Origin of the sequence: Vibrio sp. TRT 2004 (assembly GCF_050113735.1) — a bacterium.
Lineage (GTDB): Bacteria > Pseudomonadota > Gammaproteobacteria > Enterobacterales > Vibrionaceae > Vibrio.
On sequence record NZ_JBNJOH010000069.1, the window covers coordinates 1 to 15,369 of the forward strand.

Consider the following 15,369-nt stretch of genomic DNA (forward strand, 5'->3'; position numbering starts at 1 on the left):
TGCTGGTTCGGTAATGAACGCTCTTGCCTCATGGCTAGCGTGGATGATGCAACGAGTGGTATTCATGCGCAGTTTTTCCCTCAGAAACATGATTCACCCAGTGCTGAAAAAGTATTGGGCTAGTCACCGACTTATGGGTATGAGTGTTCTCAATACCAATGTATAGCGCATTATCAGCCTTGTGACTTTGCTAGATAGGAACGCATTTCCTGTTCCGGTACCATGCCACCGCCGGTTGCCCATACGAGGTGAGTCGCGTTGTTCATAACGGAATTGTCAAACTTCATTCTCAGCCTATATTCGTGATTGTTTGTCACCACGATTGGCCCCATCATGCCAGCTAACGCCGATGGTTCGAGCTGGATGTTTTGATGCTGATTGAGTTGACCCAACAGTTGGTACATACGCTCATCCGTCACCGTGAAATAGCCATCGATCATCCTTTCCATCGCTCGTCCAACAAAGCCGGACGCGCGACCGACAGCTAAGCCGTCTGCGGCGGTTATGTTATCAATCCCTATATCTTGGACGCTGATTTTGTCGTGAAGTCCAGTATGAACCCCAAGAAGCATACATGGAGAGTGGGTGGGTTCAGCAAAAATGCAATGTACATGGTCTCCGAACGCCATTTTTAGACCAAAGGCAACGCCACCTGGCCCTCCACCGACACCACAAGGTAGATAAACAAACAAAGGATGTTGCTCGTCGACGACGATACCTAGCTGGTCAAATTGCGCTTTCAAACGCTCACCAGCGACGGAATAGCCCAAAAATAGAGTTTGAGAGTTTTCGTCATCAATGAAGAAACAATTAGGGTCACTTTCAGCTTCTTTTCTACCTTGTTCAACCGCGACGCCGTAATCTTGTTCGTACTCCACGACATTCACTCCGTGATCGCGAAGCTTATCTTTCTTCCACTGGCGGGCGTCAGCAGACATATGCACCGAGACAGAAAATCCTAACTTGGCACTAATGATACCGATAGACATTCCAAGGTTACCGGTAGAGCCAACCGCAATGCTGAACTGGCTGAAAAACTGACGAAAAGATTCGTTCAGCAGTAGGCTGTAATCATCGGATTTTGTAAGCAAGCCTGCATCAAGTGCGAGCCTTTCAGCGTGCGTCAATACTTCATAAATGCCGCCTCGGGCCTTGATCGATCCAGAAATCGGTAAGTGGCTATCTTTTTTAAGGAGTAGATGACCTGCGATGCTGGTGTTAAATCGTCGTTCAAGTTCCATTTTCATGGCAGGTATGGAAACCAATTCAGATTCGATAATGCCTTGTGCTGGCGCTGTTTCTGGAAAGGCTTTGGCAAGGTAAGGAGCAAAGCGTAGTAATCGCTCACTTGCATCTCGAATATCCATCGCATCAAGTCCGACATGCGGTAGTGCTTCTTCGACAGAAGTAATCGAAGGATTAAACCAAGATGTTTCGTTGAGCCCGATAAGCTCTTCGACGAGCGGATATTGTTGGATAAGCAGATCAATCCGGAATGTCATTACATTACCTTGCGTGTTATCGAATAGGGCCCAATATAATTCAAATTAGTACTTCTGTGTCAGAGGCTACTGAGAACGTTTGCACTCATTGAGGTCAGGATAGAGCCGGTTATTTAGCGTGGAAAATCTGCTCGGTTTCCAGTGCGGTCATGGCACGGATTTGGCGCCAAACGTAGTAGAAAATACCGAACATCATTAGCATGCTTGGAATCGCGATAATTGGATAGCTGTAAAGTGTCAGTTTACCTAACTCTTCATTGAATTCTGCTGTTCCTGCGGGGCTTGTTACAATCCAAGTCGCAAGGAAGTAGTTCATTGCCGATGAGAAGGCGAATGTGCTCGCGAATAGATAGTTTGATGACATCAAGCAGCGTTCGAACGCTTGCGTTTTATTATTCTCTTTTAAACGCTCAGTGATCAGTTCTAGGTTGAGTACGGTGTCATTTAGAACCATCTTCTGCATAAATGGGTAGCGAGTAAAGGTTGAACCTAGCACGGCCAAACCGATCAGGCCTGGAATCAAAGCCTCTTTAAGTGCTAACCAACGAGTATCGAGTTCGAGTAGACCGATCCCCCCCGTTAATAAGACACTGACAAAGCCAAGCGCTGCGATAAAGTTAAATTTCTTATTGCGAATCAGATCCATGGCGCCATAAGCGATCGGAAATGCCAGAGCAACAACCAACGCCATCGCCGTTCCTAAATGTTCGTCACCGCTGAATTTCATTAAAATAAATGACGGTATGACGACGTTAAATAAGATTTCGAATAGAGGATTCGATTTTTTTTGGGTGGTGCTGTTCATAATTTTCTACTGACTCTATAGGGCTGGCTTACATACAAATTTCGAATGGGAGTGTTCATTGTATGAGTTCAGATGTAAAGCACTAAAGTACCAGTTATGTAACGACTTATGAAAGAGATGCGATCAAAACCTGACGACATTCCCTTGATTATTATAGCGTGATGCTAGGTTAGACGTGGTTATGGAGAGGGCGGCTGGGGTAAAGAGAAATCGTCACAAAGTTGCTCTTTTAGGGACTATCAGGCTGTTCAAGAATGGCGAGAACGTCGTCAAATGAGGAGTTATTTAGGCTAATTTCACATTTACACTCCCATCTCGGCGTTAATGCTCTATAATCAGCGACCGTAATTTGGGTTACGCTTTAAATTTGTCGTTAGCTTTAGGAACAAGATATGTCATTTGCATCACAAAACTTTTCTCCAGAAATCGTGAAAGCTCTTACTGAGTGTGGGTATGAGAAACTCACTCCAGTTCAGCAACAAGCGATTCCTTTAGCTCGCCGTGGACATGACATCCTAGCTAACGCACAAACGGGTACGGGTAAAACAGCCGCGTTTGCTTTGCCTATCGTTCAGAATATCCTTGATAGTGCCAAATCCGCTAATCGCCACCAAACGCGTGCCGTTATTTTAACGCCGACACGCGAACTGGCAGAACAGGTTGCGACAAACATCCAAGTTTACACAAAGTACACCGACATCAAGACCGTTGCGATCTTTGGTGGCAAGAAAATGGCAACGCAGCAAAAAGCCCTTGAAGCGGGTGTAGATGTGCTTGTTGCTACGCCGGGTCGTCTGATTGAGCACATTGAACTCAATAACGTTTCTTTGGCTAACCTAGAGTACCTAGTATTCGATGAAGCTGACCGCATGTTAGACATGGGTTTTATCGCTTCGATCGAAAAGATCATGGCTGGCGTAACCACTAAACCTCAGACTATGCTTTTCTCTGCAACTTTCTCAGCGCAGATGAACAAGCTGGCAGGCCAAATTCTGCGTCAACCAAAACGCGTTTCTGTTGCTCGAGAGAACGTGACCGCTGACACCATTGCGCACGTTGTTTACCCTGTAGAGCAAGAGCGCAAGCGAGAGCTATTGTCGGAGCTTATTGGCCGTAAGAACTGGAAACAGGTGCTGGTTTTTGTTAACTACAAAGAGACGGCAAACGAGCTACTTAAAGAGCTGAAGCTTGATGGTATTAAAGCCGTGCTTTGTCATGGTGACAAAGCGCAGAGTGCTCGTCGCCGTGCGCTGGAAGAATTCAAAACCGGTAAGGCTCGCGTGATGATCGCGACGGACGTTGCAGCCCGTGGCCTTGATATTCAGAACTTACCTCATGTTGTGAACTTTGATATGCCATTTTTGGCTGAAGATTATGTTCACCGCATTGGCCGTACGGGTCGTGCTGGCCAGCGTGGTAATGCGGTATCGTTCGTTAACCGTGAAGAAGAGCTAACACTTCAACAGGTGGAAACCCTAATCGGTCAACGTATCTACCGTAAAGAGCTAGAAGGTTATGAGCCAAAGAACCGCGACGCTCTAATAGAAAAAATGCACACTAAACCTGCATTTAAAAACCGTAAAACCCGTACTAACAATCCAAGTGATGCCAGCCAGGGTGAAGCGGAGCGCCGCTCACGTCTACGCCGAATGATTCGCAACAAAAATGGTAAATAGTAAAAAAGGAGCCTTTCGGGCTCCTTTTTTGATTTGAGTTCGAGGCTATCGCTACTGTTTGCGTAACTGATAACTCTCAGCCAGCTCACCTTTAACACGTTCGCCATTCATGTCGAGCTTGAACAAGACATTCTCACCAACGAAGTATTGATTTGCGCCACTTTCACTTTCTAGGGTCACGGTATTGCCTTTGTCATTCCAGTGGAATTGACCTTGCGACTCGATATATCCATCTTCTTTACCTAGATAGGTCTGCGTTGCAGTGTAACTTCCATCATGATTCAAAGTAATATGAGTCTCGATGCCACTACAGTCAGCACAAGGTAAAATACCGACATAAGTTCCGTTCCAGTCTAATGCGTTGTTCGCTGTGTGCGCGCTATCTGCTGGCGCATCTAGGATGATTTCTTGAGCTTGAGCAACAGGTTGAGTCGCCTGTGGTGGTTGTTCGTCTTGGCAACCAGCCAGCACAAATAGGGTACCAGTTAATAGAAATAGAGCCTTTTTCATATTCAGTTCCTTTACCTACGGGGGAGTGTGTCTATCATATCTCTCCACCGATCCTACTCGTCAATAGCAGGTGAGATTTCCGTTAAGGTTGTTTGGCGTCCTGGTCAGTTTCTTGTCCGAGTGACGTGGGTATTGCATCAGCGTCGTCTCAGTGGCGTTAGCAAATGTTTTCCCAGCACATTAATCAGCGCCCCCGTGACAATCAAGCCGCCGCCCAAAAATGTCCAGACAGATGGGACTTCATTGAATAACCATACCCCAAGTAGAGCCGAGAACACGATCTGAACATAGGAATAGGCAGAAGCTTTTCCCGCAGCTTGGGTTTGCATCGCTTTGGTTAGCCCATATTGACCGATCTGGGTGAAAATACCGACGAGAACTAAGACAAGCAGCAGTGGCAGGCTTGGCCAGATAAACTCGTGCCACATCAAAACCAGCGATGTAGGCAGCGCCATCAAGGGAAAGTAAAAGATAATGACTGAGCTATCTTCTGTTTGGCTCAGTTTGCGAACAATCACGTAGGCAATAGAACTGCCCATGGCTCCAAGTAAAGCGGTGGTGACACTAAAGATAGGCAGTTGGTAATCTATGCTGCTGCTAAGGCTTGGCTGAACCATTGCCCAGAGACCCGCCAGACAGAAAGCGATACAGATCATGGTTGATTTCTGAATCGACTCTTTTAGAAACATGAGGCCTAGTAAAGCGGTAAATACGGGATGAACGTATTGAAGAATGGTCGCTTCTGCCAAAGGCAATGTGGTCACTGAGTAGTAGACACACATTAACGAAATGGTGCCCACAAAGCCTCTGAGTAGCAGCAAAGGCTTATTGTTGCCCCATACAGAAAGATGTTTTCGTTTGATATCCGCATAACTGATGATCAAAGATACCAGTGCACGCGCCGCGACGATTTCAAACAGTGGGATACCATGATTGCTAACATACTTCACGCAGGCTGACATTAATGCAAAGCCAAGCGCTGAAAGAAGCATAAAGCGAACCCCAACAGGGATCTGAGTAAAATAGCGGTTTGGCATAATAGTCATCGCATTAAATTGATTAGGGTCGAAGCCCTTTGCTTAGAGAAATCGTTCACGATGTTCCGAAATCAACATCGCTTTGGTGTTGGGTTCAAGTGCCTCAAACATATGTGGACGGTCTCCCGGGTAGGTGATGTAGTCACCCTCACTAAGTTTATGAAGGTCATTAGCGGTACTGAGCCTAGCTCGTCCTCGGATGATCACGACATGTTCAATAGTACCTGAGTTATATGGCTCAGAGAAAAAAAGTTCGTTCAATATATTGGAATTATTGTTAGCTTTAGGGAACATTTCTCTTAATGCAGAAAAAGGAAAACAGGAATATGGAATATCTGCTCTCTGTCGCTCTGTTTGCGGTGTCATCTTCGGTTACTCCGGGCCCAAACAACATTATGGTGATGACATCTGGTGTTAACTTTGGCGCGCGCAAAAGCTTGCCACTGTTGAGTGGGATATGTGTTGGCTTTACCATCATGTTACTTCTGGTGGGCGTTGGTTTTGGTCAGGTGTTTCACTTTTTTCCACAACTCGAACTGATAATTAAAGTGTTCGGTAGCGCATATTTGCTCTATCTGTCGTGGCAAATTGCGACAACCAAAGACATTGGCACAGGAGAGCAGCAGGGAGCGCCGTTCGGGTTTATGAAAGGGGCACTGTTTCAGTGGGTCAATGCCAAGGCATGGGTGGTGGCGATTGGGGCTATTTCTGCATTTACGGCGGTTGGCGAAGGATATTTTTCTCAAAATCTAACTATTGCCGTGACTTTTCTGGTCGTATCTTTTCCTTGTGTAGGCGTATGGCTGATGTTCGGTTCGGCGCTGCGTCATTGGTTGACCAAGCAGCACTATTTGCGTTGGTTTAACCTGACCATGGCCTTGCTGCTGGTGGTGTCAATTGTGCCAGTAATCCGAGGTGTGATTGAACAAATTATCGCGTGAGAAGCGGTTCACCCGTTGAGCATCAAGCTCCTGCTCTGGAAAGATTTACAGTTAAACTCGAACGCGTTAGATTGCCACTGGCATGACAATCTATGGAAAGAAAAATGAGCATCCATCTAAAACAGCTATGTACGACCCACTTACCTGGAAATAAAGAAGATTCGCCGGCAGTCCATTTTTCTAAAATGGCGCAGTGGTGTGAACAGCATAATGTTGCCCACGATGTTTACGGCGAAGGTGAAACTATACAGGCTTTCGAGCAAAAAGTGGCCGACCTACTGGGTTACGAAGCAGGTCTATTTGTTATCACCGGTACTATGACCCAACCGACAGTACTTGAGTTAGTGACCCGACAGAAACGCAATCCGATTGTTGCGATGCACCCTTCAAGCCATATTTATGTTCATGAAAGGCAGGGCTACCAGCTGCAAAACCGATTTAACATCTTGCCGGTAGGAAATGAGTTCAAGCCGTGGAAGCTTGAAGATCTTCAGGCTTGGCCAGATGAAATCGCTGCGGTTTTGTACGAACTGCCAATGCGTGAGATTGGCGGGCAATTACCATCATGGCAAGAGCTCGAACGTATTAAGCAACACTGCGCGGAGAACAACATCCATCTACACATGGATGGTGCACGTCTTTGGGAGACGGCCGCTTATTACCAAAAAGAGTATCATCAGATTGCTCAAGGCTTTGATACGGCGTATGTCTCTCTTTATAAGGGCATCAATGGATTAGGTGGTTCGATGCTACTAGGTTCAAAGGCGTTTATTCAACTTGCCTCGATGTGGATGAAGCGACAAGGTGGCAATGTTTACCATAGAACGCCTTATGTGGTGTCAGCCGCTATGCAATTTGATGAGAGACTGGCTCGGCTCCCTTCTCTGTTTGAGCGTACCAAACAGGTCTATGAAATCATTGCTGAGTTTCCAACTTTAGCGGTGAATCCTCCCAAGCCACAATCGAATATGTTACACCTGATTTTACCGTTTAGCTTTGAACAGGCTCAGGCGTTACAACAGGCGTTTGCAACTAATCGAGGCATTTGGTTTGGGAATCCTCAAGTGACTTCTCACCCGAATCAGTCGCTTATCGAGTGGTATGTCGGTGATAACCTTCTTGAGATCAGTGATGATGAACTGCGGGCGTTTTTCGCAGAGTTGACGGCAAATTAATCATCTTAGAGTCGGGAGTTTTCGACGCGACTAACGCACCGTTTACTTTGGAGAGAGCATGCTAGACAGAGACAATACCGGATTGATCATCGTCGATGTTCAAGGGAAGTTAGCCAGTTTGGTTGATGAATCTGAGGCGCTGGTAAAAAACTGTGTCACCTTGATTCAAGGTGCTCAAATCTTAGATTTGCCTATTGTCTGGCTTGAGCAAAATCCGACCAAACTAGGTGATACGGTAGAGGCGATAAGCCAGCATTTGCAAGGTGCGTCGCCTATAAGTAAATACACATTTGATGCTTGCTCACAGCCTCAGTTTATTCAAGCTATTCGCAGTGCCAATGTCGGCACTTGGCTAGTGTGTGGTATTGAAGCGCATATCTGTGTGTACCAAACAGTATTAAGCCTTTCCCAACGGGATTATGATGTACAGCTCGTGACAGACTGTGTTTCGTCTCGAAATCCCCAACACAAGCAATTGAGCATCAGAAAATTACAGCATAAAGGAATAGATATCACATGCGTTGAAATGTGCCTTTATGAATTAGTTAAAGATTGCCGTAGTGATGAGTTCAAACAGATTTTGCAACTGATCAAGTAACCGCAAACTGAGCGGTGTTAATCGATGTGAGGTTCTGGTATCGCTCTCTGGTGCTCGCTTCGCGACTCGTCAAACTCTTTACAAACCCATGATTTCAGCTTCAAGACATTGTCATTGCGAAGTTTTTCTGGTCGACACACAAAGAAAAACTCTTGATGAGGATTAGTGACAGGCTTGCCGATCTCCACTAAAAAGCCATGCTTGATTTCATCTCTTACAAATAGGCGGTGAGTAACGAAAACCCCCAGCTTTTGTATGGCGGCCTGAATGGCATGGACAGAGACCATGAAGTTCAAGTTGTTGTGCTGCTTAGGGGCGGGGACGTTATTTCCCTGACACCAGACACTCCAGTCATTTTTCCTTCGCAAGTTTTGTGCATAGATAGCGGGGTAGTGCTGCAACAATTCCGCTGCGCTTGGTTTGGGTTGAGATGAATCGAGCAGTTGGGGGCTACAAACCAAAAGAAGCTCATCATCGCCAAGTTTTTCACAGTAATAATCTTGCCATTCATCCGTTTTTCCATGAATGATGGCGACATCAACACCTTCTTGAGTCAGATTAAAAGGGCCAGCTAGATTAGACAGGCGAATATCGACATTGGGAGCAAAATGTTGGAAGTTATTCACTCTTGGAACCCACCAATGAATCGCCAATGAGTTGATCATATTTAAAGTGATTTGATGGGAGTGCGGTTTTTGGGTTACCGCGTCCGTTGCATCGACGATCGTCTTCAAAGCAGGGGCAATGTCATTGTAGTACTTTTGACCAATCGGATTGAGACGAACTTGCCTGCCTATACGCTGAAACAACGGCTGCCCAATAAGTGACTCTAGGCTTTTGATTGCCTGACTGATCGCAGAGTGGCTGACACTAAGTACCTCAGCAGCCTTAGTCATGCTACCGGTGTCAGCAACGGCGATAAAAGCGTAAAGAGACTTAAGAGGTGGTCGTTTGTTCATATGTAAGTTTATCTAACAGATTTGTTTAAATATATTCGTTTTTTAAGCCCTTGTCATTCCTTTACTATAGGCACGCCTATAGGGAGGAATCATGTTGTTAAATAACCTTGCTGTACCTTATATGCTCGTTTCAACCTTTAGTTTGTCGTTAACGGGTTTAGCTTTAAAAAAACTAACAGAAATATTGAGCCTTGAATGGCTGACATTTCTCAGATTTATATTGCCGACATTGCTCCTGTTTGCTTTGGTCGCTGCAACAAAAATTCGTTTGCCTCCTCCGGCTCTGTTGAAGCCGATCGTGATTAGAGGTATGTGCATTGCGGCATGCCAACTCTGTTTTATAGCATCACTCAACCGATTGACACTCGTGGAAAGCTCTGTGCTGTTTGGTACAGGGCCACTCTTTATTGCTGTGTTGGAGAAGATCTTTTTTAAGGTCAAGATTAAGACCGAAACCAAATTTAGCTTAGCGGCCACGTTTGCTGGTGTCGTGTTGCTCGCTGGTGATGTCAGCGGCATTCAATTAAGGCCTGAGTTGCTGATTGGATTAGCCTCTGGGCTATTTAGTGCAGGCTCCCAAGTCTGTCTATTTCGTGCCAGTAAAAAGGAGGTAACGCCGGCACTGCTTAACAGTTGGACATTTTTGATCGCGGCGATAAGCGTATTGCCACTGTGTGTTGTGTCGGGGCTGTCAAAGGTCGACGTTTCAATCGTATTAGAACCACAACACAACTCCCTTGTTTGGGCGTATTTATTGGTTCTCTCATTGGCTGTGGTTGCCAATCAAATCTTGCGCTCTAAAGCCTATAAGTTGGCAGATAGCAATTCACAAGTGGCACCGCTGATATTTACTAGCTTGCTATTCACCGCTCTGTGGCAGGCGATGTTTTTTGATGAAAGTTTCTCAACCTATCAGATCGCGGGCATCGCAATCATTATAGTGGCAACCATCATGAATAATTTTGCAACGTCGTTGTTCCGATACCTTGGTGTTAGTCGCGTCTTTGGCCGCAGTTGATGATGGTGCGCGCAATGGCGCTAGCCCCACCACTGCTTAACAGAGAATTACCAGCGAGGCTGAGCAAAATAGTCTGCCAGATAATCGATTAGTGCTCGAACAGCGGGTCTCATGTGCTTTCTTGAGGAGTAAAGCGCATACACCGTCATGTCGTCTGGCTTCCAGTCGGCTAGCACTGGCTGAAGCTGTCCACTTTGGATGTATTGATTGACCAGATAGGTGGGTTGTATCGCTAAACCTGCGCCATTGAGAGCAGCATGAAGAAGTGTTGTTGCTTCATTCGCAGTCAGGCGACACTCTATTTCGACTGACTGCTGAACCCCATTTCTGTTTAAATGCCAGATGTGCTGCTGGAAGTTTTTGTAGCCTAGGCACACATGACTGGATAAATCAGTTGGCTTTTTAATAGGGCGATGATTTGACAAATAGTGTGGTGACGCAACGATTCGGGATTCACATATCGCTATAGGTTTTCCTATCAGCGAGGGATCTGGTGCCGATGCAATCCGAATGGCGAGGTCGATTTGCTCGTCAGTCAGGTCAGTCACTGAGTCGTGCAAGTCGATATCAATGTTGACGTTCGGGTGAGCGGTTAAAAAGCCTTGAATGGCAGGAATCAGCTGCGAATATCCAAATGACATACTGGTTGCCAGTCTTACATTTCCGCGTAACTCTCCTTGCGTATTGGCAAGATCACTAAGATGGTCTGCCTGTCTAAGCCATTGTTTTACCTCCTGCAAACACTCTTCACCTGCTGACGTCAAGGATACTTTTCGTGTGGTGCGATGCAACAAACGCGTGTGTAACCAGTCTTCCATTGCCTCAATGTAGCGAGTGACCATAGGCCGAGACATATCCAGTCTTTCTGCGGTTGCGGTAAAGCTTCCAGTCGTGGCGACGTCAACAAAGACTTTGGCTGCGGTGAGTTTGTCCATTTATATGCTCGAAATAAGAAATAATCATGTTCAGTTTGGTGTGTTTTTCTGAACACGTCAATTGCCTAGTATCTTGTCGTTAACGAAGATATTGACAGGAGAAATGAGATGAAAAAGTTAACTCTAGCTGCGGCATCAGTACTACTCGCGACAAGTGCGCTTGCACAAGAGCTTACGCCATTAACTTTTGATGTGTATAACGCCGACGAGAATAGCTTTCATGTGAACTCAACAATCGTGTTTGGTGACAGTGAAGCAATGGTCGTGGATACCGGTTTTACCAAAGCGGATGCATTGCGCATTGCGGCAAAAGTGCTTGATAGTGGAAAAGAGCTCAAAACTATCTTTATTAGTCAGGCTGATCCTGATTATTACTTTGGTGCGGAAGTCTTACATGGGCTATTTCCAGAAGCGAAAATTCTAACGACACCAGCTGTTAAAAAAGTTATCGAGACAAAGCTGGCGGGTAAACTGGCGTTTTGGGGACCGAAAATGGGTAGTAATGCTCCGGTTAAACCTTATGTACCTCAAGCCATTAGTGGCAACACCCTAATGCTAGACGGGCACGCTATTGAGATTCGCGGTACCGATGGGGATCTTGCGCATCGCCCATATTTGTGGATTCCTTCGAGCAAAGCTGTATTAGGTAACGTCTCCGTATATGGCATGGTTCACCTTTGGATGGCAGATGCACAGTCGGATGAGAGTCAGCAAGCGTGGCAGGAACAATTAACGGAGATCCAACAATTAAATCCGGCCGTCGTGATTCCTGGTCATATGAAAACGGGCACTCAGCTTGATGCCTCTACAATTGCTTACACTCAAGCGTATTTGAGCGATTTTCAGCGTGCAAAGAGCACCAGTCGTAACAGTGAGCAACTGATTGACAAAATGTCTGCAAACTATCCGGATGCGCAGCTTCCAATGGCTCTCGACATTGGAGCAAAAGTGCATATGGGTGAAATGAAATGGTAACGGAGTTTCAAAAGCCAAGGCAGGCACTTCGCAAGTCTCGAGGTCGTTTACTAAAGAATTCTGCAAGCAGTGATGAGATGTTTGAGCGCATTGATACCAACCATGACGAGTTCATTGATATGAACGAGTTCCAATCACACAGAGGTTTTATGCGATCTTCAGATCAATAAGTTCCTCACTGTAAGAGAGGTAACATATGTTACCTCTCTCTGAATATCGACTGCGGACATTCGTTTTTCACGGCTCATGAGCAGCGAGAGTATGATAATGTCGTTTGATGGCGTCTTTACAATTTAAAGTCCTTTTTCAAATTGAGATCTTAGTGGCTAAGATAAATATTCAACTTGGTATACTCACACAAAGAATCGTAACGAGAGTGTGATGATATGTCTAAAACAGCAAAGCTCCAGAACGAAGATAAGCTAGTAAAGAAGGCGTTAGAAATTGGCGAGAAGATGGCCAAAATGCAAGGCTTTGACTTACCCAGTACGCCACAGCCTGTCAGGGTGAAGGCCATCTACTTGTTCTTAGTCGATGCAAAGCAAATTGCACCACTACCAGATAACAAACTGGATGGTGCTAGTATCAAACACCGATTGGCGATGTGGATTCATAAAGCACTACCTGATAATGACCCACTGAAGTAATTCCCTCGATGCAAAAGCAAAAAGGATGGACAGAGCGTTGGGTACAAATATACGAATGGCTTCTATTGGTCAGTACTAATTTCCTTTATTGTTGTAGGTAAAGTCTGAAATTTAGCCTAATTAATTATCGGGATACATACGGTAGGATATTAACGGTACTTTATCTTGATAAAAGAATATCCGCTATAAGCGGAGCGATGTGTTTTATTGAATCGACCAAGCAATAAGGCTTATAGTCGGGCTAAATAATCTGAAAAATAATTAATCGAACTGTAATTAAGTCGCTCGTTGAGGTGTAAAAACAGTTCTGTTATGTATTTATTTTTTGGATATTGTGCTTTCGGGTTAATTGACCATTTAAGACGCTACTTACCATCAATATTATGTTTTGGTAGAGTGGTGATTGGTCAATCAGGTGTTACAAGTGGGCGAGGTTTAGATTTAGGAAATCCACCCACAGGAGCGACGGGACAATCACCTGCTAAGTTGGACTTAAAAGCGCTATTTCAAGAGGCGGAATTAATCCCTGAACTATCGGATTGGTTACTCAGTGTCGAAGGGGTTAAAAGAGCAAGTGCCCTAGAATCTCTTGATAGTTCAGGGTTGACTGATGATGAACTGACAATAACACGTAAACAACAACACTTAATGTTTAATGATGTTTATGATTATATGGAAGAAAAGACTCGCATCTTGCTGACTAAGTCAGATGTTAAAAAAGCATATGGTGATGTTGGGTGGGACGATCTTCCTTCAAAAGTTAAAGATATTCTTATTGATTTAACTTATAGAGGCGATAATCACGGTTATAGCCGGAAAATCTTTGTACCAGCTTTGGTTTTAGACAAAGACTTAAATGATTACTCAAATTTTTATAACGCTCTAGAAGAATTAGTTAATATTCCGCCAGAAAGATTGAAACTGAGGTTAAAGTGGTTAAATTAGTAATGGTTATTTGTTTATATTGCATAAGTTTTCAAATAATAGCGATGGGTGAGTCTAGTGCAAATTGGATTTTCGAAAAGCAAAATCAATGTGAAATAAAGATAAGTTCCTTAAAGAAGGATATACAAATCAATGCTGATAATCTATCTAAAGGTAACTATAACGAAGCTATCGTTTCTAGTCTGACTTCAACTAAGTATAAATATATAGAAGAGAAATGTAGGTTTGAGTATTTTGAAAGTATAGGGACTGAAGCAGAAACATTAAATATTTGCAGTTGTTTGATTGATGAATATACAAAGTTCAATGATTACTTAGTTGAAAAGATTAACTTACCTTGATTTCTCCTTTATCAGGATACACTCGATAGGATATTAAAAATGTCTGTGATGTGTTGAGGCGAAAACAGCCCTAGAACAAGGGAAGGCTTTGTTCCTGCATTGGTTGATTACAATGCCCAAAGTTTTAAAGCAGTTATTTCGAATGTAAAAGCGTGGAGGAAATTTGATGTTCCACGTAGTAGGTGTATTGCAAGAAAGGAGTATCTAGAATGAAGCTTAAACGTATTTTGATGATAGGCTTGGTATTGGTTTCAGCTTATACAAGTGCTTCCGAATATCGACTGTATGCTTCGGATTATTCAGTTAGAACGAAGAAAGAAAATTTTGCTGCCTATGTCTTGAAAGATAATCCATGTATCACTGTATATGAATTTAAAACAGGGAAATCAGTCCAATATTGTGAATTAGGAAATAAAGAGAAAAAGGCAAACTCTGTGCATGGTGATGTATCATTAACCAACTTACAGCGAGACTATCCTACTGCTTATGTCATGGATTTAAGTATGTGGAGTGGTGACGTAACATTTACAGTAGCGACTCCTTGGTCAGATCTATCATGTATCATCGATGTTCAAACTCAGGCAGTGAGTTGTGAGTAGTCAGAATTAGCTATCGTACTTAAATTAGCGAACTCGCTGTTATCCGAAACCTATGTGTCTGATTTGGTTGATTTTAATAGGATGGAAGAGATGAAAAATATTTATAAGAGCATGTTTTGTTGCTTGGTGGTTTTTTCAAATATAACTCTTGCTAGCAATAAGCTTCCTAATAGTTTGGAAATTAGAGAGTTAAAGCAAAATTATGACAATAGAACTGGTAACACTGGGGAACTTATAGCTTATATCCCAATTAAAAGGCCTTGTTTAAACGTTTTGTCTGGAGAAAAACATAAAGAATTTTGTTTTATCGATTCTACGACTGAAGATTTAAGTAAGAGTGATGGGGCTGGTTTTTTCATTACACTTTCAATTGTTGCGAATGAGAGTGTATCTTTTGAGTACCATACTCTGTGGTACTCAAAAAGGTGTAGTTATTTCACATTCAAAGAAAAACCGACCTGTGATGAGCCTTACACTAATTAATACATTTAACTTAAATTGTTTGGTGCGAGACGATTAAAACGCTTAACGCAAAAGCTCACTTTTTAGTGATATTTAACCTAGTCGTTATTTAGCTTACACACTGTTTTACGGCTTAAAAATCATAGCTCAAGCATTTAGGTTAATTTCTTGAGCTATTGTGGAAATGATTATAAATCTACTCTTACCGTTCTTTTCTGTTGAACATACAAAGTTATCTGCCCAT

19 protein-coding genes are annotated in these 15,369 nt (G+C 43.8%); 12 read left to right on the forward strand and 7 right to left on the reverse strand.

Annotated features, from left to right (window positions below; translation table 11 throughout):
• Positions 1-173 precede the first annotated feature (173 nt).
• Both dsdA and ACQEXR_RS18865 read right to left on the reverse strand, forming a co-directional pair.
• Entirely contained in the window at positions 174-1,502 is a 1,329-nt protein-coding gene (gene dsdA / locus ACQEXR_RS18860) for a D-serine ammonia-lyase (protein WP_427020919.1), read from the reverse strand.
• 109 nt (positions 1,503-1,611) lie between these two features.
• Positions 1,612-2,307, reverse strand: coding sequence for a VC0807 family protein (locus tag ACQEXR_RS18865; protein WP_331418564.1), 696 nt, complete (start codon positions 2,305-2,307; stop codon positions 1,612-1,614).
• 392 nt (positions 2,308-2,699) lie between these two features.
• Here ACQEXR_RS18865 and ACQEXR_RS18870 point away from each other — a divergent pair, with 392 nt between their 5' ends.
• Positions 2,700-3,983, forward strand: coding sequence for a DEAD/DEAH box helicase (locus ACQEXR_RS18870; RefSeq protein ID WP_427020920.1), 1,284 nt, complete (start codon positions 2,700-2,702; stop codon positions 3,981-3,983).
• A 51-nt stretch (positions 3,984-4,034) separates the two neighbouring features.
• Here ACQEXR_RS18870 and ACQEXR_RS18875 read toward each other — a convergent pair whose 3' ends face one another.
• From ACQEXR_RS18875 to ACQEXR_RS18885, 3 genes are all read right to left on the reverse strand, one after another.
• Positions 4,035-4,493, reverse strand: coding sequence for a copper resistance protein NlpE (locus ACQEXR_RS18875; protein ID WP_427020921.1), 459 nt, complete (start codon positions 4,491-4,493; stop codon positions 4,035-4,037).
• Positions 4,494-4,630: 137 nt separating this feature from the next.
• A complete protein-coding gene (locus ACQEXR_RS18880) occupies positions 4,631-5,530 on the reverse strand; it encodes a DMT family transporter (RefSeq protein ID WP_331428438.1) in 900 nt (299 codons plus the stop codon).
• A 42-nt stretch (positions 5,531-5,572) separates the two neighbouring features.
• Positions 5,573-5,791, reverse strand: a complete 219-nt coding sequence (locus tag ACQEXR_RS18885) for a hypothetical protein (RefSeq protein ID WP_427020922.1) — start codon at positions 5,789-5,791, stop codon at positions 5,573-5,575.
• Between the two features lie 65 nt (positions 5,792-5,856).
• Here ACQEXR_RS18885 and ACQEXR_RS18890 point away from each other — a divergent pair, with 65 nt between their 5' ends.
• The 3 genes from ACQEXR_RS18890 to ACQEXR_RS18900 all read left to right on the forward strand — a co-directional run bounded on the left by ACQEXR_RS18890 (position 5,857) and on the right by ACQEXR_RS18900 (position 8,244).
• Positions 5,857-6,471, forward strand: a complete 615-nt coding sequence (locus ACQEXR_RS18890; protein ID WP_426952497.1) for a LysE family translocator — start codon at positions 5,857-5,859, stop codon at positions 6,469-6,471.
• Positions 6,472-6,575: 104 nt separating this feature from the next.
• Positions 6,576-7,646 carry a threonine aldolase family protein gene (locus tag ACQEXR_RS18895; RefSeq protein ID WP_331418652.1) on the forward strand — a complete coding sequence of 357 codons (1,071 nt, stop codon included), beginning with the start codon at positions 6,576-6,578 and terminating at the stop codon, positions 7,644-7,646.
• 58 nt (positions 7,647-7,704) lie between these two features.
• The gene (locus tag ACQEXR_RS18900) at positions 7,705-8,244 is read left to right on the forward strand and encodes an isochorismatase family protein (RefSeq protein ID WP_138972734.1); all 540 of its coding nucleotides are present in this window, start codon (positions 7,705-7,707) and stop codon (positions 8,242-8,244) included.
• Between the two features lie 17 nt (positions 8,245-8,261).
• Here the strand turns inward: ACQEXR_RS18900 and ACQEXR_RS18905 are convergent, their stop codons facing one another.
• Positions 8,262-9,203, reverse strand: a complete 942-nt coding sequence (locus tag ACQEXR_RS18905; protein WP_331428442.1) for a LysR substrate-binding domain-containing protein — start codon at positions 9,201-9,203, stop codon at positions 8,262-8,264.
• A 91-nt stretch (positions 9,204-9,294) separates the two neighbouring features.
• On the opposite strand from ACQEXR_RS18905, the gene ACQEXR_RS18910 reads away from it, so the two are divergent.
• Complete coding sequence (locus ACQEXR_RS18910) at positions 9,295-10,221, forward strand: DMT family transporter (RefSeq protein ID WP_426952500.1); 927 nt, start codon at positions 9,295-9,297, stop codon at positions 10,219-10,221.
• Between the two features lie 47 nt (positions 10,222-10,268).
• Here ACQEXR_RS18910 and ACQEXR_RS18915 read toward each other — a convergent pair whose 3' ends face one another.
• Positions 10,269-11,156 (reverse strand): LysR family transcriptional regulator, encoded by an 888-nt coding sequence (locus tag ACQEXR_RS18915; protein WP_427020923.1) that lies wholly within the window; start codon positions 11,154-11,156, stop codon positions 10,269-10,271.
• A gap of 108 nt (positions 11,157-11,264) precedes the next feature.
• Here ACQEXR_RS18915 and ACQEXR_RS18920 point away from each other — a divergent pair, with 108 nt between their 5' ends.
• The 7 genes from ACQEXR_RS18920 (at position 11,265) to ACQEXR_RS18950 (ending at position 15,146) form a co-directional block, all read left to right on the forward strand.
• Positions 11,265-12,131 carry an MBL fold metallo-hydrolase gene (locus ACQEXR_RS18920; protein ID WP_427020924.1) on the forward strand — a complete coding sequence of 289 codons (867 nt, stop codon included), beginning with the start codon at positions 11,265-11,267 and terminating at the stop codon, positions 12,129-12,131.
• Positions 12,125-12,301, forward strand: coding sequence for a hypothetical protein (locus tag ACQEXR_RS18925; protein WP_427020925.1), 177 nt, complete (start codon positions 12,125-12,127; stop codon positions 12,299-12,301). The genes ACQEXR_RS18920 and ACQEXR_RS18925 overlap by 7 nt, the downstream gene beginning before the upstream one ends.
• A 216-nt stretch (positions 12,302-12,517) precedes the next feature.
• Positions 12,518-12,778 (forward strand): DUF5062 family protein, encoded by a 261-nt coding sequence (locus ACQEXR_RS18930; RefSeq protein WP_138972736.1) that lies wholly within the window; start codon positions 12,518-12,520, stop codon positions 12,776-12,778.
• Between the two features lie 312 nt (positions 12,779-13,090).
• Positions 13,091-13,723 (forward strand): hypothetical protein, encoded by a 633-nt coding sequence (locus ACQEXR_RS18935; RefSeq protein WP_427020926.1) that lies wholly within the window; start codon positions 13,091-13,093, stop codon positions 13,721-13,723.
• The gene (locus ACQEXR_RS18940; protein ID WP_426952510.1) at positions 13,711-14,064 is read left to right on the forward strand and encodes a hypothetical protein; all 354 of its coding nucleotides are present in this window, start codon (positions 13,711-13,713) and stop codon (positions 14,062-14,064) included. Before ACQEXR_RS18935 ends, ACQEXR_RS18940 begins: the two co-directional genes overlap by 13 nt.
• Positions 14,065-14,273: 209 nt before the next feature.
• Positions 14,274-14,663: a hypothetical protein gene (locus tag ACQEXR_RS18945; RefSeq protein WP_426952512.1), complete on the forward strand. Its 390-nt coding sequence runs from the start codon at positions 14,274-14,276 to the stop codon at positions 14,661-14,663.
• Between the two features lie 54 nt (positions 14,664-14,717).
• Entirely contained in the window at positions 14,718-15,146 is a 429-nt protein-coding gene (locus tag ACQEXR_RS18950) for a hypothetical protein (protein ID WP_427020927.1), read from the forward strand.
• Positions 15,147-15,369 lie beyond the last annotated feature (223 nt).